The sequence below is a fragment of the Parafrankia sp. BMG5.11 genome (assembly GCF_004337455.1).
On the sequence record NZ_SJXI01000015.1, the window covers coordinates 68,998 to 88,750 of the forward strand.

A 19,753-nucleotide genomic window follows, 5' to 3' on the forward strand; every position below is an offset into this window, starting at 1 on the left:
AGAAAATGGGTTTGTTTTTGCTGCCGCCCGATCTTAAAGCCTTGAGTCAGAGATCGAGGGGATGGTCTGAAAATGCGCGACTTCTCAAGCAAGGCAGCTGTCATTACCGGCGGCGCCAGCGGTATCGGATTGGCTTTCGCGGAGCGGTTTGGCCGTGCCGGCTGCCGCATCCTGATAGCGGATATCGAAGGCCAAGCGATCGAGTCAGCGGTATCGCACCTGACCGGTCAGGGTATCGAAGCGCATGGCCATCAGGTCGACGTAGCGGATTTCTCCGCTGTCGAGGGACTGGCTGCTGCGGCGGCGGACAAGCTCGGCAACGTGCACCTGCTTTTCAATAACGCAGGAGTATCGATCACCGGTCCGACTTGGCTGATGGCCGAAGATGATTGGCGATGGGTCTGGGACGTAAATGTTTGGGGGGTGGTGAACGGCATACGAGCGTTCCTACCGGCCATGCTTGCGCATGGAGAGGGCGGTCACGTGATCAACACCGGTTCATTGGCCTCGTTCAACGGGAATGGCGATCACGCGCCGTACTGCTCATCCAAGGCGGCGGTGCTCGGCCTGAGCCAGTCCCTGTATAGCGAAATGAAGGCCATGATCACGGGCATCGGCGTTAGTATTGTTTGTCCCGGCATGGTCGCTACCCGGATCCACCAGAGCTGGCGTAATCGTCCGGACGACGACCGGCCGTGGAGCGACCGCGAGTTCGCGAACAAGGCGTTCCTCGCGGGAAGCGAAGAGTTCCAGGGCCGCGGCATGGCGCCGGAGCAGATCGCTCAGTCCACCTTCGAGGCGGTGCAGGAGGACCGCTTCTACGTGTTCAGCGGAGCCAACTGGCGTGCCTTCATGGAAGGCACAGTGGCTCGCGCGGTGCGGGGTGAAAACCCGTTCGTCCTGACGTGGGGCGAAGATCGGCGGCCCGAAAGCGAGCGGGGACGACGACCATGGGCTAGCGCCAACGACCTGGTCTGACCATGGCCCGGGCTGTACCCGCAGCAGAACTGGCTAATCACGAGGGTGCGCTCGCTCGCGACGGCTTCGCGATCATCAAGAATTTACTCCAGGATGACGAAATCGGCGCGGTGCGGACTGAGCTGGACCGCCTGCATGCCGCGTGCGGCTTCGGCGGCAACGAATTCACCGGGTTACGCACGAAGCGCGTGTTCAACCTGTTTGCCAAGACCCGCGTGCTTGATCCGCTGCTCATCAACCCTGCGGTTTTGCGCTTGGTACGCTCCGCGCTCGGACCAGAGGCCCAACTTTCAATCGCCTCGACCATGGAAATCCACGGCGAGGAGACGGCGCAAGCCCTTCACCAGGATGACGCTTATCATCCGTCCGCTCCTCACCCGCCGTTGGTCATCAATACGATCTGGGCGCTGACTGATTTCACCCACCAGAACGGCGCAACTCGCCTCGTGCCGCGATCCCACCTCCGGCAGGACCCGGTTGATCTGAGAGAGCCAACCATCCCGGCCGAGATGCCACGCGGCTCGGTGCTCGTCTGGAACGGCGCAGTTTGGCACGGCGGCGGCGCGAACCGCACTGACGCGCCGCGCTTTGGACTCTCTCTCAACTACTGCTGCGGTTGGATCCGACAGCAGGAGAACCAGTACCTTAGTCTCGATCCGACGCTTGTCAGCAGCCTTCCGGAGGACGTCCAGAAGCTACTCGGATACGACATTTGTCAGTTCGTAGGCTGGGTAGACGGCCGCCATCCGATGCGCGCCATCCTTCCCGAGGTGCGCGCGCGAATCCATGCGGGCCAAGGGCGGTAAAAGCCGAACTTAGGCGTCTCCGAAGTGGGTCCGTCCGGCCGCGGTCATGCCGGCGTCAATCACCAGGTCGTGGCAATTGACGAAGCGCCCTTCGTCGCTCGCCAAGTATAGGGCGCCATGGGCGATGTCGCGAGGCATGCCCGTGCGGCGTAGGGGCGTCGCCAATGCGAGGTTCCGCTCCAGTTTGGCCATACTCGCGGCGACATGCCCATCATCCATCGTCGCCGCGCGGCCTGATCCGCCAAAGAAGATTGGAGTCGCGATCCCACCTGGTGCGATGCTGTTCACCGTGATCCCGTACCTCGCCAGGTCCATACCCGCGACCTTGGTCAACTGTCGCACTGCGGCCTTCGCCGCGCTGTAGAGATACTCCCCCATGTGCGTGCGCAAGGCAGCGACGCTGGCGTTGTTAATGATTGCACCGCTGCCCTGCGCCTTCATCACGGGGGAGGCGTGCTTGATACCAAACACAACGCTGCCCAGCAGCAGATCCATCGCGTAGCGAAACTGGTCGGGTGAAACCTCCTCCAGCGTGCCAGGAGTAGGTCCACCGGCGTTGTTGAACAAGCAATCGAGACGCCCGAAGGTGGCCGTCGCCGTTCCGATGGCCTCAGCGATGTGACCTTCTTCGCGCACGTCGCCGGCCACGAAGCGCGCGCAGTCGCCGAGCCGCTCGACCAGTGCGCCACCTTTGTCTTTGTTTCGTCCCGTCAGCACCAGGAGCGCGCCCTGTTCGGCGAACAGTTCTGCCGTTGCCTCTCCGATCCCGCTGGTCGCTCCGGTGATCACCGCAACCTTGCCTTCGAGCCGCCCGCCCTTCGCTGCTTCCTTCATCTCGCGTGCTCTCCATTCCAGGCTGCCTGAAGCTCTCGCTTGAGCACCTTGCCGATCGCGCTACGCGGCAGTGTATCGATCACGCGCACATCCGACAGGCGCTGCATTTTACCCAGCCGCTCGTTTGCGAAAGCGCGCAGCACCGCGCCATCGGCTTCGGCCCCGGGATGCAGCGTGACGAAGCCGACCGGTGTTTCTCCCCATTCATCGGAAGGTACGCCAATAACCGCGGCCTCCTGCACAACCGGATGAGTGAGCAGCACTTCCTCGAGGTCAACGGGGTAGATGTTGATCCCACCCGAGATGATCATGTCTTTGCGGCGGCCGATTAGCGTGAAGAATCCATCTTCGTCCACGGAGGCCAAGTCTCCGGTGCGGATGAACCGGTGCCCTTCGGGACTAGTCCATGTCGCCTCCGCAGTCTGACCCGGCTTGTTGTGATATCCGTTCATCATCGCTGCCGATCGCCCGACGACCTCTCCGACCTGCCCTGGGCCGAGTTCACGCCCGTCGGTGTCTATCAGGCGAATGTCGTGGCCTTCCATCGGCCGTCCGACCGTGTCGAGCTTGTCGGGATGTTCGTGCGCCACCAGCATGCACGAGCCGCCACCCTCGGTCATTCCGTAGTACTCGATCAACCCACCCGGCCAGCGACGGAGGACTTCAGCCTTGAGGTCGCCAGGAAATGGAGCGGAGGTGGCGAACTTGAGGCGATAGCTTGACAGGTCGAAGCTGTCGAAGTCGGGTACCTGCAAAATCCGTCGGTACTGCACAGGCACCAGCATCGCATGCGTCACGCGGTACTTCTCGCTCAGCACGAGGAAGGTGCGTGCATCGAACCGGGGCATGAGCACGACAGTGCCCCCGCCCGCCAGCGCCGGGATGACGCTGACCAGCGTGGTGTTTGAGTAGAGCGGTGTCGAAATAATGGCCACGCCGTCGGGCCCGTAACCCGGGGGGTCGCTCAATCCGTTGTGCCCCCAGCGCATTCGGTAAGGCTGAACGATCCCCTTGGGGTCGCCGGTAGTGCCCGAGGAATATATGATGTTGAATGCCTGGTCGGCGGACACCGTCACGGGCGAGGGTTTTACGCCTTCAGGGGGCAGCCATTCCGCGAAAGGCGGGCCGTCGGCACCGGCCTCCAAGGCGACGACCGCGGCCGAGAGCCGATCCAACTCTCCTGCCAAAAGCGTACTGACGCCCGCGTCGAGGAAAAGATGGCTTGCTCCGTTGTCCGCCAGCATCGCTGCGAGCTGCCTCGGAGTAGAGGAGGGCGACAGTGGCGATATTGCCGCTCCGGCGCGCAAGACGCCGATGAAAATTGCGGCATATTCGATGCTGCTCGAGGCGCAAATGGCGGCCACCCCACCCGACACCACCCCATCTCGCTGCAAGCCGGACGCCACCCGGTCCGCGAGGGCATCGAGCTCGCGGTAGGTGACCGAGCGGTCGTTACAATAGATGGCGATGTGGTCGGGCCGTGCTGCCGCCTGCATCGCAAATAGTTCAAAGAAAGTGCCGAAGTCGCGCCGGACGTATTCCGCGATCGGCCGCGGAGTGTCGCTCATTTGAGAGTCCCCAGATATGCGACGATTGCCTTCCGCTCTGCAGGGCTCAACCTCGCCGGCGGCATCGTGGTGCCCGGAACCGTTACCTGGGTGTTCGCCAGGTAGCGGTCCAGCGTGGCGGCATTCCATGTCAGCCGGCTGCCCCGCAGACCTGCGGAATAGGCGAATCCAGGCTGGGTCGCTGCCTTGCGGCCCGAAATCCGATTAAGCGTCGGCCCCGCTCCGTTCTTCGCGGGCTCGATAGCATGGCACCCTGCGCATTGTGCGAAGGCTGCCGGGACGCTCCGGGCGGGCCCCTGCGCATTCACCGCCTGGAAGCTTGCTGCGCCCAAAAGCACAGCGACTAAGACGCCACAAAGGGCGCTGCGCATCGCCATCATCTTATCTCCGATCGCGCGGGACGCCGTGCCCCTGCGCGCTCAAGTTCACTTGCCATCGACGGAGAACGCCATCAGCACATTGCCGTCGGCATTGCGCATGTTGCGCCCCGCAGTGGCGCCGGAGCGTCCGGCGTAACCCGAATGAACATAGACCGTTCCGCCCGCGATCGTGGGGCCGGCACCGTCCATCACGCCGCCATAGACCATCGCCCCGTTGAGGGCGCGCACGGGTTTGCTAGCGGTATCGAAATCCCACAGGATCGCACCGGTCTTCGCGTCGTAGGCCCGGAAATGGCCGTCATAGCTGCCCGCGAAAACGATGCCGGGCACCACCGAGATCGCTTGGGATATCGCACCGTGGCACCAGAAGTTCTTCCATCGGCATTCAGGCTCCGGCGAGGTTGGCTGGTTCCAGACGACCTCGCCATTGGTCACATCGAGCGCCCACAAGCCCGGCTTGCCGTTCTTGCCCAACACGATGTCCGAAACGCCGGCGTAGACCCGCTCTCCATCGGCGGCGGTGCCAAACTCGATTCCGCCCAGCGCACTGCCGTTGCTGAGCTGACGCTGCCAGAGAATTGCTCCGCTATCCGGAGCGAGCGCGCGAAGCACGCCAGATTTCTGACCCACCAGCAAGCGCTCTTGGCCATTCTTGTCGGTATGCAGGATAACCGCCGCACCGATCGAGAAGTCCGGTCCTAACGGCGACGGGCAGTTGGCTGGCCTCTGGTCGCCTTCGCGCCAGCAGCCATCGATATAGTTGTCGTTGGCGGTGAGTTGCCGAGCCCACCTTATCGCACCGCTGTCGACATCGATCGCCAGAACGGAATCTGAGTGCTCGTAGGCCAGATCTGTGTAGGAATTGGAGGTCCCGACGTAAATCAGTCGCCGTTTGGGATCGACTGTCGGTGTGACCCAGATCGCCCCGCCCGATGGACCCCACAAATCCTTGCCGGCACGGTTCTTAGCGAACGGTCTCGGCAGTTCATCAGACGTGTAGCGTTTCCACAGGATTGCGCCGGTCGCCGCGTCGAGTGCCACGAGAGCGCCGCGAAATTTGCAGCACACCCAGTTAGGGGATTGGGCGAACGCCTCATTGCCCGAGGAGATCGGGACGAAAATCTTGCCGTCCCAATAAGTGATTGACCCGGTCATCTGCACACCGGGCTGCTCGTCAATCGTGGTTTTCCAGATCTGCTCGCCGGTCTGCGCATCAAGCGCCACCGCGCTCTTCGTCCAGTCGGAAAAGAACAGCGCCGCGCGTGTCAGTTCGCCGTTCGCCATCGGGGCGATCACAGGACTGGTGCGAGTCGCCGCGCCAGCGGCATGCCGCCAGTAGACGCAACCAGTCTTTGCATCGAGGGCATAGACGGCGCCGGACATCGAGGTGGTGAACAGCCGGTCGCCAATAATCGTCGCCTGTCCGTTCTTGGCGCCCGGGTACTGAAACGCCCATTTGAGCTTGAGCCGTGGTACGTCGGCCGCGGTAAGTCCGGGGTTTGCCTGGTAACGCCGGTTGTCGACCGTGGGGCTCCACCCATTCCACGATGCTTGTGTTGCAAAGTCGATCGGGGGGGGAGCCTTCGTACACTTCGGAGCATCGAGGGGAGTGCCCTCAACGCTATCGCCCCAGATTCGCCGTGGATCGATGTCGGTAAGCTCGGCGTCGCCACGCACCTTGCTTACGTGTCGCGCGATGGCTTCCATCTCGGCTTGGGTCAGGCCCGCCGCCATCGGGGCCATTGAGCCGCCGCGCATGGCCGCCAGGATGAAGCTCGCGCGGTTCTGCGCCAAAACCTCACGGGCCGGCGTGCGGTCGCTGGCGTTGTCGTGGCAGGCGGCGCAACGTTGCGCATATAGTGCCGCCCCGTCAGCGGCTGGGGTCGTGGCGGCCGCGTGCAGCGCGGGCGGTGAAGCGTTACGGTCGGCGACCGGCTGGGCGACCGATTGCGACGCTCCCAATCCCGCGAGAAACAGTGCTGCGGCGAAGGCCGTCACGCTATGCCGGCGCCGCGGTTCGGACGCCACGCTTGGTGCGCTGCCGCGCTCAAGCATCATAGAGCCCTGTGAAAGGCCCAATCTGGCAGGAATAGCCCTCCGGCGGCGGGGTTAGCGCAAACCGCTTCACCGGCGTGCCCTTCGGATGGGAAGCAAGTGTCTTCAGCGCCCAGAGATTGAACGCGTCGGTATTGACCTGCGGCCACATGTGACCATGCCCCGCTTTACACGAAATATGCACAACGTTGCGCTGGGCGCTGAAATAGTTTGAGCCGGCCTGTGTGCTCGGACGGTAATCGGCACAGAGCACGCTACCACAGTACCAGATGTCCTTGTCGCCGCCCCATACGGTCAGCACGATCAGGGGCTTGACCCGGCGCGGAAGGGGCATCGGACCGACCCTTCCCTGGAACACGTTGCGGGGATTGGCGATTACCGCCTCTCGAGCCTGGGCAAAGGATAACGGGCTGCCGTCGTCCTTGGTCACGTACCATTCGCCGGAGATCGGCATGCCGCCGGCCCAGAAGGCCGAGTTGAACAACAGCGCGCGGTTGGTCATCGTGCCGCCAGCCGAAATCCCGCCGAGGAATAGGCGCCTGCGATCCAGAGGCCATTTGGTTCCAACACAGCGAACCATTGCTTCCATGAATCGGGAATCGGGCCCCGCATCAGTCCGCCACACTTCGCCTGCAGGCGTTGGCGCACGCCCGTCGTTCCATGGATTCCAGTTCCATCCATCTTTTCCGACGCCATTGCAGGGACCGGCGGCCAACGCCGGGTCCTGGTTCGCGCATTGCCGGACGGGTGCTACCACCATGAAGCCGGCGTCCGCGAGCGCCGCGTTGTTGCCACTGCGCGGGACGTTCAAGTTCCAGTCGGTTGCCTCGACCGTGCCAGTCAGAGGAACCCAAACCGCACTACCGGATCTTGGAGCGGGCTTTCGCGGAGGGACCACCACGAACGCACGCTTGATGCCGTCGGAAGGAAAGTCGACGTTGAGACCGATTTTCGGGGTGAAATTCTCAGGGCAACGCCAGAAGCGATCCTTGGCCGATGCCGGAAACGCCATCATGGTGAACGCCACAACCGCCGAAGCAAGAGTAATTTTCCGAAGACGTCTCACGCAGACCTGCCCATCGCAATCCCTCTCTCTCATTCGCGGAATGCATACCTCATTTCTCAATTGAGTCTAGCGTGATGAGGTGATGCGTCAGATTTCGGGAGTTCGTGGAGCACATCCCCCCGAAGCCTCCCCTGACGAATGGCTGCTTTCGGGAACATCGGCGATCTGCGTGAATGCCCGATATTGGGCGCAAAGCAGACACTAGCGACGCTGGCTCGAGATTTCACAGTCCGGCAAGGCCCCCCGCGTGGGAGCGCGGGGGGCTATCCTCGTCAGTGAAGTCCCTGTGAGGGGGGTAAGAGGGAATCCAGTGGGATCCTGACAAACTCATCGTCATCGTCATCCTCAACCGTAGTGATAACAGTGACGTCCGGCATCATTGCCTGAGCCATCGCGTGAAGCTCTTCTTTCGTAGAGGCGCACATAGCGCCTGACCGGCAAGCCTCCGCGAATTTGGTCACCTGCTTCCGGACTCGATCGCGCCCGGTGTAGTCCTGAATTTCACTTTCAGGCTCCGAGGTGGCAAAGTGAGACCTGAACACGCTCTCTGGCAGATCGTCTTCATCCAGGTTGTGCGGAACTCCGTTGATCTCCATCCAAACCGCGTAATCTCCGACGAATGTCAGATCTTCTGGCGCAGGAATTTGGTCGACTGGAGGAGCTGCTATCGCCCAAACGGTCCCATCGGGCATTGTGATGCGATCTACTAGATCGAAGGCCAAGTGCTCTAGTTCAGCCGGGAGTTCGAAATTCGAGTATCCATCAGACCCTTCGCGAGCCGCTAGTATGTACCCCTCGCGCACAAGAGCCGCTGCGTGCCGTCGATAGAGGCCTTCACGGATTCCCCATGCGGTTGCGATAGATTCATCGTAAGAGAACAACCTAACCACAGGAGATTCTGTTTTTTCATTATAGCGAATAAAAAGCGCTCTCACGAGTGGGTCACTCCTCCCGTCAATAAGGCCCGCAAAATAGTGAAATAGAATCTGTTTGTTGTGACAATTGCGCACATCTTCGTCGTTGAGGCGAGGGTCGGTATTGGTCATCGTTTAATCCTAATGTGGCCGAGGGGCCGGTTGATGACCTATGTATACCGAACCCAGACTCCCGGACCCAAATATGAAACGCCGTTGGCGACGATCTTTTTTTAACAGGTTTCTGCTGCGGAGGGGGCAGAGCCTGTCAGGCTGCTACTTCTGAAGCTGGGCTGCAGCCTTCGCCGTCTGAATGCCAGCCGGCCTGTTGTTCCTCTCAATGCGCTGGATGGCCGCTCGGCTGACGCCATACGATTTCGCAAGACCGCCTAGTGAGTGCCCCTCTGCCCTTTTCGCGCGAACCTCCGCTTGTTGCTCATTCGAAAGGGAAGGGCGACGTCCAAGCTTTTTCCCTTCAGCTTTCGCACGCGTCAGTCCGGCCTGGGTCCGTTCAATTAAGAGGTCGCGCTCGAACTCAGCTACTGCGCTAATGACGCCCATGGTCATCTTGCCGGCTGCACTCGCGAGATCAATGCCACCCAGGGCAAGGCAGTGCACGCGCACCCCTGCCGCAGCCAACCTCTCGACCGTTGCCCGCACGTCCATGGCGTTGCGGCCCAGGCGATCAAGTTTTGTAACAATCAGTACATCTTCGGTCTCTAATCGGTCGAGCAACCGTGCGAAGCCCGGTCGCTCCATGGCCGGGACCGACCCCGATATGCTTTCTGCAATAACCCGATTCGGCTGAACCAAGAATCCAGAGGCCTGGATCTCCCGCACTTGGTTGTCCGTGCTCTGATCGACGGTGCTCACGCGGCAGTAAGAAAATATTCTTGCTATGATGGCCTCCCATGTAACGTATAGGGGGCTCGAATTATACTCTGTATCGGAATCCGCTGCCACATAATTTAAGATACACCTGCTCCAGTTGTATCTAAATCGAACGTTTTCGTGCCTGCCTCGAAACACTGCTGCTCGCGTGCGCTGATCAGAACCAAGCATTTCCATCTGGCGACACGAAGATTTCCGTTTTCCATCCAGCTGCAGTTCGCGCAGGCCGTGTTCACCTAAATCGGCAAGGCCGGGGGGGGCACAGCATCAGCAGATGGGCCGATTGCGGACTGGCAGCTCTTGGCTGCGAATCTCGGATAAGCTGCCGGCGAACTCACGGCTTGTAAGGTAGCCAACTGCCCCGACCGTCATAGACTCCAGTCGCCTCGGAAGCGGCAGCCCGCAGCCGGTGAACCATTGCTCCAGCCGCTCGTTGCCTAAGACCAACAGGCCTTAAGGAGATCAGAGATGAACGGCGAAGACCATAGCATGAAGATGGGGTGGAGCCGTTTCGCGGCGATGATAATGACGTCGGTCGTGATCATGTTCTTGCTCATGTATCAGTTGGTCTACAGCAGCGAACACGTCACCTTCAGCCTCAATCGGCTGCTCTCTTCGGTCATCATGGGCGGCGTCATGACTGCCGTCATGCTGGGCTTCATGTGGAGGATGTATCAGCCAACTGCTGCGAAAATCGCGGTGCTGGCAATCGGCCTCGTGGCGGCTGGCGTACTGCTGGCGCTCAACCGGAGCCAGGCCCTTATCGACGACACCCGCTTCATGAAGTCGATGATCCCGCACCACTCGATCGCGATCAACAATTCACGAAAGGCACAAATAAGCGATCCTCGCGTGCGGGAGCTGGCGGACAAGATAATCGAAAGCCAGGTCCGGGAGATAGCTGAGATGAAGATGCTGATCAGCGACATCGAGGCGAACGGCGAAACAGGCCGTGAACCTCTTCCAGCACGTCCGGCAACCCTCACAACTGACAGATGAAGGCCAAAGCAAGAGAGGCGGTTCAGTAGCCGCGTCCGGATGGAGGCAGTCTTCTCACGAGGTCGCGCCGCCTCATTGTAACGCCTACGAGCAGTTGCCGAAGCGACATCATTCTGGCTGGCACCTTGCTCCGTTCATCTCAGTCCAGAGCGCATGTTCGCATGAGTGGGAACATCTTCGGGCCCCTTGCCTTCGAGAGATAGCCTCACGGGCTCATCTAACCGACAGGAGAACACGATGCATCATATGCAAGAGATGATTGCCACCCACCCCAGCGTTCAGGGGAGCACGAATGACGCACTGATCCGCTGCCTCGAAGAGTGTTACTCGTGCGCGCAGACCTGCATCTCCTGCGCTGATGCCTGCCTGGCGGAGGAGATGGTGGAGCAGCTGCGTCAGTGCATTCGCCTCAACCAGGACTGCGCCGATCTGTGTCTAGCTGCCGGCACCGTGGGCATCCGCCGCACGGGAAGCAACGAGCAAGTCATCGCCGCGGCTATGCAAGCGTGCGCAATCGCCTGCAGGGCGTGTGCAGCAGAGTGTGAGAAGCACGCCGAGATGCACGAGCACTGTCGCATTTGTGCAGAGCACTGCCGGCGCTGCGCCGAGTCATGCGATCAAGCGGCGCAGTCACTTAGCCGCTAATCTCCCGCACCCGCTGAGAGCGCTCCACGGGGCCGCTCTCAGCGGGTGACTCAGATGTCTTCAACTCCCCAGCCATGAGCAATCAGCAAACCGTGCAGCCGCTTACGGCGATCCTGCTCTGAACCGACCTCAATCGCAAACTCATCCTCCGGTACAACTGGCTGCCCCCGGGAGCGCAGTGCATCGAGTGATGGAATCGGAAGAGGGGCGTCCCCTGGTTTTGTGAAGTGCTTTGGGAGCGCCTCAAGAACGTTCACAATCGCGGAGCGCGCCGAGTTAAGAATCACTTCTGGTGGTCGGAATCGGTCTGGTACACCGTGCGCTGCGATCATCAGAACTTGATCGAGCCGAGCCAGGCCGACGATCGGCGACTTCCCTGCCTCATCTGAATGGAAGTACTGGAAGACCGGGTAGGCCAGATACTGTTGGCTGAGTTTCGTGAGCTGGCTGGCGATGCTGTTTAAGGGCAGTGACAACCCTGAGTAGCTATTCCCATCCCACCCAGCGGCAACGGCCTCTGCCGGAGTGTTCCCTAGCCCTCGTACTTCAGCGGCAAAGGCGCGCGCAGAGACCGCTGCCGATATGACGGATATCAGATAAGTGATCGCGAGCGTCGCCGTGAACAGTCCGGTGCCTGACGCGAGAGCAGTAGCGACCTGCCAGCTCCCCGCGCTCGGGGAGAAGTCGCCGTTTCCTAAGGTGAAGATTGTGTATCCAACGAAGTAGATGCGGTCGCTGAAGTCTGCGACTGCTTCTGTCGAGCTACTCAGTAGCGACGGGGGGTATGACCAGAACACCAGGAACCACCCAGCCCACAACAGGAACAACCAGGTGGCCACAGTGATCGTTAAAACCAGCGGCCCCGCCATGATCATCAGCCGGTGTGAGTTGATCAAGCTCACGAGACGCCAAGCAAGATAGGAGGCGGCACGGGCTATTGGACCGGCGCCACCCCCAACCCAGAGGGTGGTCCAGATGGTATCAATTAAAGCCGCAAGTACGACTAAGACGCCTGCTGTGAGACAGAACCAATCCAACTTGTGACCTCCTTCCGCGCACTGCGGCGGCCCGGCATAGCGAATCGCCGGTCTAGCCCCATTCGTGACAGCTCTGCCGGAAGATCTTCTCGCAGAGCAAACCTTGCTTGAGCACCTCACGTTGCTGGGTGTGATGCCTCCCAACCGCGGCGTCGATCATCTCTTGATCCTCACAGAAGAAACCATGCCTTGCGTCAATCGATCAGGCCATCGAAGGATCTCAGGATAGGGCACGGCCCGGTGCTGCCTTCGCCGCACTTCTCTGCCAACGCGCGCAGAGCGTCCCTCGCCTTATTGAGCTCCGCCACCTTCACGTCGAGTGCTTCGAGGCGCCCGAGCGCCAGCTTGCGGGCACGGCTGCGATCCTGCGTTGAGTCGAGCGCTAGAAGCTCCTTGATCTGTTCAAGGGTGAACCCGGCCACCTGTGCCTGCTTGATGAACCGCAACCGACGCAGGTCATCGGCCCCATAGCGGCGGATGCCGGTCTCCCGTGAGGGAACCTTGAGAAGCCCGCGCCGCTGATAGAAACGAACGGTTTCGACACCAACTTCACCGGCTGCAGCCAAGCGCCCAATCGTCAGTGAAGATATCTCTTGACTCTGTACCATAGTACGCAACCTATATCGGTGCCGACGAGATCACAAGGAGACGTGAAATGTCGGACATGAGCAACCATCCGGCTCCCGCCAACAAGGCGGTCATTTACCGCATGGTGATGCCGAAACACACCTGCCCCTATGGCTTGAAGGCTATCCATGTTCTGAAGCGCGCCGGCTACGAAGTCGAAGATCACCACCTCACCACACGCGAGGAAACGGACGCGTTCAAGGCCGAGCATGGCGTTGCGACTACGCCGCAGGTCTTCATCGGCGGCCGGCGGATCGGCGGCTACGACGATTTGCGCCGCCACCTGGGCAAGCCGGTCATTGACCCGAAGGCAACGAGCTACCGTCCGATCATCGCATTGTTCACGATGACAGCGCTGATGGCGGGTGCGGCGAGTTTCGCCGTGACCGGCAGCCCCTTCACCCTTCGCGCGGCCGAGTGGTTCATCGCCTTTTCGATGATCGTACTGGCGCTGCTCAAGCTGCAGAACATCGAGACTTTCGCGACGATGTTCCTCAACTACGACCTGCTTGCGAAGCGGTGGGTACCTTACAGCTACATCTACCCTTATGCCGAAGGGCTCGCCGGAGTCCTGATGGCGGCGGGAGCGCTGACGTGGCTCTCGGTGCCCCTTGCACTGTTCATTGCCACGATTGGCGCTGTCTCGGTGTTCAAGGCGGTCTACCTCGACAAGCGCGAGCTGAAGTGTGCCTGTGTCGGCGGGTCGAGCAACGTTCCGCTGGGCTTTGTTTCGCTCACCGAGAACCTGATGATGATCGGCATGGCGATCTGGATGGGTCTGTCGGCGCTTGGGCTGCTGGCCGGCGCAGCGCACGGGGCGTGAGATCCAGGGGCGCGCCCGGAGCCTGCTTCTTGTTTGCAAGTATTCCGGGACGGGCCTATCTTCCCGCGATGCTTGCGATGCGGCTCATGCGGATACTGGCGCTTTTCGCGATCGTGCTCGCTCCCATGAGCATGATGGGCGCTCCGGCAGCCATGGCTCAGCCTCAACCGCCCGCATCAGCATCTCACCACGAGCAATCCGCGGCGGAAAGCGGCCACTGCGCCGAGATGCGCGGTGAAGAGGACAGTGGTGGCAGCGATCCGCAACAAGACTGTTTGTCCGACTGTGCCGTTGCCTGCGCAGCCATTTCCGTGCTCGGCGCCCCTCTTCCCGAGCCGCACCCGCTGCCGGCCATCCGGCATCCGGCTCCTTTGGCGCACTGGATGCGCGGACTGATGGCAGAGGCCGTTGATCCCCCACCTCGAACCGCCTGAGCTTCGAACGAACCATTATCCGTTTTTCGAACGACTCAGGAGTTTTGAGATGAAAATTCTGCTCGCAGCGATCGCCATGGTGATTGCTTCCCCAGCCCTCGCGCAAGTTGCACCGCCGGCTCATGCTGACCATGCCGGCCACGCGAACCACGCAAGCCACGCAGATCATGCAAACCACGCGGCGGCACAGGCGCACGCCGGCCACTCTGCAGCGTCTGCCGACCCGCACGCCGGGCATGACATGCCGGCTGGTAAGATGGACTGCTGCAAGGAGACGGCAGACGGGACCATGGCGTGCTGCGCTAAGATGAAGGCGGAAGGCAAGGCCATGCCTTGCTGCGACAAGGCGAAAGCCTATGACGCGGCCCCGTTCGCCAGTGCCGAAGCCGATCCGCACGCCGGGCACAACATGCCTTCGCAACAGTAGTTGGCGGGGAAGGCGGCGCTCGGCGCTGCCTCCCCCCATTCTGCATTATTTTCCGCTCTACGGAGCGACGAGGAACTACAATGAGCCCATTGATTCACAGGCGCGCCCTCCTGCGCGGCGGCGCCATCGGCGTAGCCGGACTTGGCGCATCCCGGCTCTTTCCAGCCTGGGCGCAGACCGGAAGCCACGGACTGGCTGCCAAAGCTTCGCCAACAATTACCGGAGAGGACATCCGGCTCACCGTCGCGGAGAGCGCCTTCCAGGTTGATGGGCGGACGGGGCATGCCATCACGATCAACGGGACCATACCGGCGCCCCTCATCAGGCTGCGCGAAGGCCAGAACGTGCGAATTGTGGTCGACAACCAGCTCGACGAGGACACTTCGATCCACTGGCACGGTCTGATCGTACCCTTCCAGATGGACGGTGTGCCCGGCGTCAGCTTCCCCGGCATCGCGGCTCGCTCAACTTTCACATACGAGTTCCCGCTGCGCCAGTCGGGCACCTACTGGTACCACAGCCATTCGGGCCTCCAGGAGCAGCTTGGCCATTACGGGCCGATGATCATCGATCCGGTGGGCGCGGATCCGGTAGCCTACGACCGCGAGCATGTGATCGTGCTGTCGGACTGGAGCTTCATGCACCCGCATCGGATCTTCTCGCGCATGAAGGCCGAAGGCGGCTTCTTCAATCGCCAGAAGGAAACGCTGCTCGATCAGCGCAGCGAGACCTTGAGCGCCGAGGATCGTCTGATGTTCGCGCGGATGCGGATGGACCCGAGCGACATCTCGGACGTGACCGAGGCCGCTTACACGCTGCTGATCAACGGCCACAGTCCGGACGAGAACTGGACTGGAATCTTTCGGCCCGGCGAGCGGGTGCGGCTGAGGATCATCAACGCGGCGGCGCAGACGACGTTCAACTTCCGTATTCCCGGGCTCCCGATGACGTTCGTGGCCACGGACGGCATCAACATGCGCCCGGTGGAAGTCGACGAAGTGCAGATCGGCAACGCCGAGACCTACGACTTCATCGTCGAGCCACGCGATCATGCCTATACCATCGTGGCCGAGAGCATCGACCGGTCCGGCATGGCCCGGGCGACACTCGCGCCGCGCATGGGCATGGTCGCCGCGGTCCCCCCGTTGCGGGAACGTCCCACGCTGAACATGACCGACATGGGCATGGGCGGCATGGATCATGGAAGCATGGATCATGGCGCGGCGCCGGCCGCGCCGGGAGCCATGGACCATTCCGCAATGGGGCATGGCACGCCTGCCGCTTCCGGCGTGGCGGCCGGGGCTGGTTCGATGGCGGGCATGGATCACTCCAGCATGGACATGCGGGATGCGTCGCAAGTGGATTTCCCCGTGGGTGTGGGCGTCGACATGATCGCGCCCAATCCTGTCGATCGCACCGGTCACCCCGGCATCGGATTGGAGAATGTCGGGCACCGCGTCCTCACCTACAGCGACATGGCGTCGCTCACTCCCAATCGGGATACACGCACGCCGACGCGGCGCATCGACATTCATCTTACTGGCAACATGGAACGGTTCATGTGGTCGATGGACGGCGAGCAGCTGAGCGAAAATCCAGAGCCTTACCGTTTCGCCCGCAACGAGCGTGCTCGTCTCAGGCTCATCAACGACACGATGATGACCCACCCCATGCACCTGCACGGGCACTTCTTCGAGATCGTCAACGGCCAGGGGGCCAGCCAGCCGCTCAAGCACACGGTGAAGGTTATGCCCGGCGGTTTCGTCGACCTCGATCTCACGGCTGATGCGCCTGGTGACTGGGCTTTTCACTGCCATCTTCTCTACCACATGCACGCCGGCATGATGCGCGTCGTGACGGTCCGCCCGCTTGATGGAGGCGCAGCATGAAGCGCGCGATCCTCCTGCTGCTGGCGTCTGCGATCGCCAGCCCCGCGCTCGCCCAGCATAGCGGCCATGCTCAGGCTTCGCCTCCACCCGCTTCCGCGCCGGCGGCGACTTGCACGCCTGAACATGCTGCGATGGGCCACTGCATGATAGCTGCAGCCGCAGCGCAGCCCTCCGAGCCGTCGCCGTCCTGCACAGCCGAGCACGCCGCGATGGGACACTGCACCATGGCGCCTTCAACTTCGGCGCCAGCGCCAGTGCCAGCGCCAGCACCGGCCACTGCAGGCTGCACCGCCGAGCACGCGGCAATGGGGCACTGCCAGATGCCGGCAGCGCAGCCCGTCGCCGCGCCTTCGCCTCTTCCTGCCGCGACGTGCACGCCTGAACATGCGGCGATGGGCCACTGCACGTCGCCCACACAGCCGTCGCCACCTGTCTCTGGCGTCGACCCGCACGCGGGCCATACGATGCCGGCCGAGCAAGCCGCACCTCCGGGGGCCACCACGTGCGCGCCGGAGCATGCGGCGATGGGGCACTGCAAGCTATCAGCCGGCGCTGAGATCGCCGAAGCTCCACCGCCGCCAGAGGCGTTCACCGGACCTGCCCACGCCCAGGATCTGTACTTCGATACGGCCGCGGCCGCGCGTTCGCGCGCGGAGCTTGCCCAGGAGCATGGCGGGCTGAAGGCTTACCGTTTTCTGGTCGACCAGCTGGAGGCGTCCATCGGTGAAGGGCGCGAAGGGTACGCTTGGGACGCGCAATTTTGGTACGGCGGCGACATCGACAAGTTCTGGCTCAAAACAGAGGGCGAGGGCGAGTTCGGCGGGGAGCTGGAAGAGGTCGAGGTACAGGCGCTGTGGAGCCGTGCCATCGACCCCTGGTTCGACCTGCAAGCAGGTGTCCGGCAGGATCTGCGCTCCGGTCCCGACCGCACCCATCTGGTGCTCGGCATTCAGGGGCTCGCCCCTTACTGGTTCGAAGTAGAAGGTGCCCTGTTCCTCTCGAACAAGGGGGACCTCACCGCGCGGGCTGAGGCCGAATACGATTTGCGGCTCACCCAAAGCCTGATCTTTCAGCCGCGGGCCGAAATCGACTTTTCGTTTCAGGATGTGCCGGACTTGAGGCTGGGCAGCGGCATCTCGACGGCGGAGTTCGGGGCGAGGCTGCGGTATGAGCTCTACCCTGAAGCAGGCCTGGCCGTGGTCGCCCCCTACATCGGTGCTCAATACGAGCGTGCCTTCGGCGACACGGCACGTTTTCGCCGGGCTGAGGGAGAGGGCGTCGGCGGCTGGCGCCTTCTCGTGGGAGTGAGGACATGGTTCTGAACGTCCCTCGCTTCATGGTACTTGTGCTCATGGCCGCGGTTCTCGCGCTCTCGTCAACGCCGGGCGCGGCTCACAAGGACCACAACAAGCGAAACGAGGCGGCGCAGACCGCTGTTAAGCAGGGTCGGTCGCCTCCCACCACCACGCCAGGCGCCATGCATGAGATGATCGAAGATCATGCCGAGGCGATGGAGGTGGCGGCGCCGAAAAGCTTTTCCGAGCGCTTGATGAGCTGGGTCGGCCGAACACATCCCTTCGCGGTGCACTTTCCGATCGCGCTCTTTCCGGTGGCTCTCGTCGCCCTGATCCTCGCGCGGCGACGAGGCGAGACGGTCGAGCTCATTCGCGCGCTCATCATCGTCGCGGGCGCCGCGAGCGTCATCGCCGCAGTCCTCGGCTGGTTCACGGGCGGCTTCGTGCTCGTCGACCCTGACGCGGTCCACCTTTGGCATCGCTGGATCGGAACCGGGCTCGCGATGATCGGCGGCGCGGTGGCCGTCTGGGCGTTCCGGCGGCGGAACTCTGTCTATGGCCGAGGGATGGTCGCAGCGCTGGCGGCCATCACGCTCCTCTTGCTGGTCCAAGGCTGGCTCGGGGCTGCGCTTGTCCACGGTATGGACCACATGAGTTTCTAGATACGGGATGGGACCCTGCGCAATCGAGGAGAGACGTGATGAAGCGAATTATGACACTGTTGCTTGGGGCGGTCGCCCTCGCAGCCTGTTCAAGTGGCGAAGAGAATGCTGGCCAGGACGCGGAGAATGCCAGCGCAAGCTCCATGGCGAACGATGCCAACAATCCCTTCGGCGCTGTCGAGATGCAAATGCATGAGCGAATGATGGCGGCTGTAGGCGCGAACGCTTCAGAGACCTGGGTCAAAAAGATGATCGAGCATCATCGCGGAGCGGTTGAGATGTCCCAGATACTGATCGACCGGGGCGGCGAGTCGGGTTTCGTCGAAATGGCGCGCATGACGGTGGAAAAGCAAAGCCGCGAAATCGGCGAGTTGGAGCGGTCGCTTGCTGGCGGGATCACCGGCGGATCGGGCGAGGCCAACCCATTCGAGCCGGTCGACAAGAGCATGCATGACGCGATGATGGCTGCGACCGGCAGCACACTTTCGGAAACCTGGGCGCGCAAGATGATTGCGCATCACCAAGGCGGGGTGGACATGTCGGAGGTTCTTATCCGCCAGGGCGGCGACCCTGATATCCTGGCGAAAGCGCGCAGCACCGCTCGGGACCAGCGCGCCGAGATTGCGCATCTGGCGGCGATGTTGAGCGGGGAGGCGATGCCGGCAGCCGATGCGCCCGCTGCCTCGTCTTCGGCCAGGGCAACGGATCGCGCGACCCCGGCGGCGCCCCGCACGAGTCCTGCGCCCAAGGCCGCCCAGCCGCCCGCTCAGCCCAAGCAGGCGGCACCGCGCCCGACTTCTAGCCCTGCGCCGTCGCCGACAGCGGAGTGCCTTCCCGAGCACCGAGCGGCGGGCCATTGCTGACGATCCGGTGGAAACAACCCAGGGGCGCGGCGATGCCGCGCTTCTGGACTGTGGTCCATTTTCAAAGGGGGAAACGTATGAAGAGCTTTCTTGTCGCTGGGGCGGCGGCTGTCGTCAGCCTGAGCGGTACCCCTGCTCAGGCGCACAAAACCGATTGCGGCGCTCAGCGCCCGGCTATCGAGCGGGTGCTTGCCGACTATCGCGCGGCCATCGAACGTCTCGATGCGCAAGGCACGGAACAGCTGTTCGCGGCGGATTCGGCCGTGTTCGAGAACGGCGGCGTCGAGGGGACGTACGCAAACTATCTTGCTCATCATCTTGGACCGGAGCTCGGACATTTCCGTTCGTTCCGCTTCGCCGATCATCGCCTCGAGTTCTGGTGCGACGGCGCGGTTGCGGTGGCGACCGAGACGTACACCCATCGGATCGAGCGAGCCGAAGGCGCTGCGATCGAGCGCCGGGGCGTCACCACGTCGGTGCTGCGGCGAACGGGCCAAAACTGGCAAATCGTCAACATGCACGGCTCCTCGCGGGCGCCTCGACCGACGACCTGAGGCGGC

21 protein-coding genes are annotated in these 19,753 nt (G+C 62.3%); 12 read left to right on the forward strand and 9 right to left on the reverse strand.

Translation table 11 applies throughout. The features are described from left to right. The first annotated feature begins 72 nt into the window (after positions 1-72). Both E0504_RS11205 and E0504_RS11210 read left to right on the forward strand, forming a co-directional pair. Positions 73-978, forward strand: coding sequence for an SDR family NAD(P)-dependent oxidoreductase (locus E0504_RS11205; RefSeq protein ID WP_131624074.1), 906 nt, complete (start codon positions 73-75; stop codon positions 976-978). Positions 979-980: 2 nt separating this feature from the next. Beyond that, complete coding sequence (locus E0504_RS11210; RefSeq protein WP_131624076.1) at positions 981-1,784, forward strand: phytanoyl-CoA dioxygenase family protein; 804 nt, start codon at positions 981-983, stop codon at positions 1,782-1,784. Between the two features lie 9 nt (positions 1,785-1,793). Here the strand turns inward: E0504_RS11210 and E0504_RS11215 are convergent, their stop codons facing one another. The 7 genes from E0504_RS11215 to E0504_RS11240 all read right to left on the reverse strand — a co-directional run bounded on the left by E0504_RS11215 (position 1,794) and on the right by E0504_RS11240 (position 9,501). Then, a complete protein-coding gene (locus tag E0504_RS11215; RefSeq protein WP_131624077.1) occupies positions 1,794-2,618 on the reverse strand; it encodes an SDR family NAD(P)-dependent oxidoreductase in 825 nt (274 codons plus the stop codon). Next, positions 2,615-4,186, reverse strand: coding sequence for a class I adenylate-forming enzyme family protein (locus tag E0504_RS11220; protein WP_131624079.1), 1,572 nt, complete (start codon positions 4,184-4,186; stop codon positions 2,615-2,617). Before E0504_RS11220 ends, E0504_RS11215 begins: the two co-directional genes overlap by 4 nt. Then, positions 4,183-4,566, reverse strand: coding sequence for a cytochrome c family protein (locus E0504_RS54170; RefSeq protein WP_131624081.1), 384 nt, complete (start codon positions 4,564-4,566; stop codon positions 4,183-4,185). Before E0504_RS54170 ends, E0504_RS11220 begins: the two co-directional genes overlap by 4 nt. Positions 4,567-4,611: 45 nt before the next feature. Then, positions 4,612-6,564: a PQQ-binding-like beta-propeller repeat protein gene (locus tag E0504_RS11230; RefSeq protein WP_306769230.1), complete on the reverse strand. Its 1,953-nt coding sequence runs from the start codon at positions 6,562-6,564 to the stop codon at positions 4,612-4,614. 49 nt (positions 6,565-6,613) lie between these two features. Further along, positions 6,614-7,687 (reverse strand): hypothetical protein, encoded by a 1,074-nt coding sequence (locus E0504_RS53425; RefSeq protein ID WP_306769231.1) that lies wholly within the window; start codon positions 7,685-7,687, stop codon positions 6,614-6,616. 272 nt (positions 7,688-7,959) lie between these two features. Beyond that, a complete protein-coding gene (locus E0504_RS11235) occupies positions 7,960-8,733 on the reverse strand; it encodes a hypothetical protein (RefSeq protein WP_131624083.1) in 774 nt (257 codons plus the stop codon). Between the two features lie 144 nt (positions 8,734-8,877). Further along, on the reverse strand, positions 8,878-9,501 hold the full coding sequence (locus tag E0504_RS11240; protein ID WP_131624531.1) for a recombinase family protein: 624 nt from the start codon (positions 9,499-9,501) through the stop codon (positions 8,878-8,880). A gap of 459 nt (positions 9,502-9,960) precedes the next feature. Here E0504_RS11240 and E0504_RS11245 point away from each other — a divergent pair, with 459 nt between their 5' ends. After that, on the forward strand, positions 9,961-10,491 hold the full coding sequence (locus tag E0504_RS11245) for a DUF305 domain-containing protein (RefSeq protein WP_131624085.1): 531 nt from the start codon (positions 9,961-9,963) through the stop codon (positions 10,489-10,491). Positions 10,492-10,728: 237 nt separating this feature from the next. After that, positions 10,729-11,136, forward strand: coding sequence for a four-helix bundle copper-binding protein (locus tag E0504_RS54175; protein WP_131624087.1), 408 nt, complete (start codon positions 10,729-10,731; stop codon positions 11,134-11,136). A gap of 50 nt (positions 11,137-11,186) precedes the next feature. Here the strand turns inward: E0504_RS54175 and E0504_RS11255 are convergent, their stop codons facing one another. Then, positions 11,187-12,038: an ion channel gene (locus tag E0504_RS11255; RefSeq protein WP_131624089.1), complete on the reverse strand. Its 852-nt coding sequence runs from the start codon at positions 12,036-12,038 to the stop codon at positions 11,187-11,189. Positions 12,039-12,367: 329 nt separating this feature from the next. Next, positions 12,368-12,781, reverse strand: a complete 414-nt coding sequence (locus E0504_RS11260) for a MerR family transcriptional regulator (protein WP_131624091.1) — start codon at positions 12,779-12,781, stop codon at positions 12,368-12,370. 47 nt (positions 12,782-12,828) lie between these two features. On the opposite strand from E0504_RS11260, the gene E0504_RS11265 reads away from it, so the two are divergent. From E0504_RS11265 to E0504_RS11300, 8 genes are all read left to right on the forward strand, one after another. Beyond that, complete coding sequence (locus E0504_RS11265) at positions 12,829-13,623, forward strand: MauE/DoxX family redox-associated membrane protein (protein WP_131624093.1); 795 nt, start codon at positions 12,829-12,831, stop codon at positions 13,621-13,623. Positions 13,624-13,652: 29 nt separating this feature from the next. Beyond that, the gene (locus tag E0504_RS11270) at positions 13,653-14,057 is read left to right on the forward strand and encodes a hypothetical protein (RefSeq protein WP_131624095.1); all 405 of its coding nucleotides are present in this window, start codon (positions 13,653-13,655) and stop codon (positions 14,055-14,057) included. A 49-nt stretch (positions 14,058-14,106) separates the two neighbouring features. Further along, positions 14,107-14,484 (forward strand): hypothetical protein, encoded by a 378-nt coding sequence (locus E0504_RS11275; protein WP_131624097.1) that lies wholly within the window; start codon positions 14,107-14,109, stop codon positions 14,482-14,484. An 80-nt stretch (positions 14,485-14,564) separates the two neighbouring features. Next, positions 14,565-16,373 (forward strand): copper resistance system multicopper oxidase, encoded by a 1,809-nt coding sequence (locus tag E0504_RS11280; protein WP_131624099.1) that lies wholly within the window; start codon positions 14,565-14,567, stop codon positions 16,371-16,373. A 524-nt stretch (positions 16,374-16,897) separates the two neighbouring features. Beyond that, entirely contained in the window at positions 16,898-17,695 is a 798-nt protein-coding gene (locus E0504_RS51270; RefSeq protein WP_207912474.1) for a copper resistance protein B, read from the forward strand. Continuing rightward, positions 17,686-18,330, forward strand: a complete 645-nt coding sequence (locus E0504_RS11290) for a DUF2231 domain-containing protein (protein ID WP_131624102.1) — start codon at positions 17,686-17,688, stop codon at positions 18,328-18,330. The genes E0504_RS51270 and E0504_RS11290 overlap by 10 nt, the downstream gene beginning before the upstream one ends. Positions 18,331-18,380: 50 nt before the next feature. Continuing rightward, positions 18,381-19,193: a DUF305 domain-containing protein gene (locus E0504_RS50330; RefSeq protein WP_207912475.1), complete on the forward strand. Its 813-nt coding sequence runs from the start codon at positions 18,381-18,383 to the stop codon at positions 19,191-19,193. A gap of 77 nt (positions 19,194-19,270) precedes the next feature. After that, on the forward strand, positions 19,271-19,747 hold the full coding sequence (locus E0504_RS11300) for a nuclear transport factor 2 family protein (RefSeq protein WP_165938486.1): 477 nt from the start codon (positions 19,271-19,273) through the stop codon (positions 19,745-19,747). Positions 19,748-19,753: the final 6 nt, after the last annotated feature.

Excerpts from the sequence above, each read along its gene's own strand:
- E0504_RS11205 (WP_131624074.1), top strand. The coding sequence starts at position 73 with ATGCGCGACTTCTCAAGCAAGGCAGCTGTCATTACCGGCGGCGCCAGC.
- E0504_RS11210 (WP_131624076.1), top strand. The coding sequence starts at position 981 with ATGGCCCGGGCTGTACCCGCAGCAGAACTGGCTAATCACGAGGGTGCG.
- E0504_RS11215 (WP_131624077.1), bottom strand. The coding sequence starts at position 2,618 with ATGAAGGAAGCAGCGAAGGGCGGGCGGCTCGAAGGCAAGGTTGCGGTG.
- E0504_RS11220 (WP_131624079.1), bottom strand. The coding sequence starts at position 4,186 with ATGAGCGACACTCCGCGGCCGATCGCGGAATACGTCCGGCGCGACTTC.
- E0504_RS54170 (WP_131624081.1), bottom strand. The coding sequence starts at position 4,566 with ATGATGGCGATGCGCAGCGCCCTTTGTGGCGTCTTAGTCGCTGTGCTT.
- E0504_RS11235 (WP_131624083.1), bottom strand. The coding sequence starts at position 8,733 with ATGACCAATACCGACCCTCGCCTCAACGACGAAGATGTGCGCAATTGT.
- E0504_RS11245 (WP_131624085.1), top strand. The coding sequence starts at position 9,961 with ATGAACGGCGAAGACCATAGCATGAAGATGGGGTGGAGCCGTTTCGCG.
- E0504_RS54175 (WP_131624087.1), top strand. The coding sequence starts at position 10,729 with ATGCATCATATGCAAGAGATGATTGCCACCCACCCCAGCGTTCAGGGG.
- E0504_RS11260 (WP_131624091.1), bottom strand. The coding sequence starts at position 12,781 with ATGGTACAGAGTCAAGAGATATCTTCACTGACGATTGGGCGCTTGGCT.
- E0504_RS11265 (WP_131624093.1), top strand. The coding sequence starts at position 12,829 with ATGTCGGACATGAGCAACCATCCGGCTCCCGCCAACAAGGCGGTCATT.
- E0504_RS11275 (WP_131624097.1), top strand. The coding sequence starts at position 14,107 with ATGAAAATTCTGCTCGCAGCGATCGCCATGGTGATTGCTTCCCCAGCC.
- E0504_RS11280 (WP_131624099.1), top strand. The coding sequence starts at position 14,565 with ATGAGCCCATTGATTCACAGGCGCGCCCTCCTGCGCGGCGGCGCCATC.
- E0504_RS51270 (WP_207912474.1), top strand. The coding sequence starts at position 16,898 with ATGGGGCACTGCAAGCTATCAGCCGGCGCTGAGATCGCCGAAGCTCCA.
- E0504_RS11290 (WP_131624102.1), top strand. The coding sequence starts at position 17,686 with ATGGTTCTGAACGTCCCTCGCTTCATGGTACTTGTGCTCATGGCCGCG.
- E0504_RS50330 (WP_207912475.1), top strand. The coding sequence starts at position 18,381 with ATGACACTGTTGCTTGGGGCGGTCGCCCTCGCAGCCTGTTCAAGTGGC.
- E0504_RS11300 (WP_165938486.1), top strand. The coding sequence starts at position 19,271 with ATGAAGAGCTTTCTTGTCGCTGGGGCGGCGGCTGTCGTCAGCCTGAGC.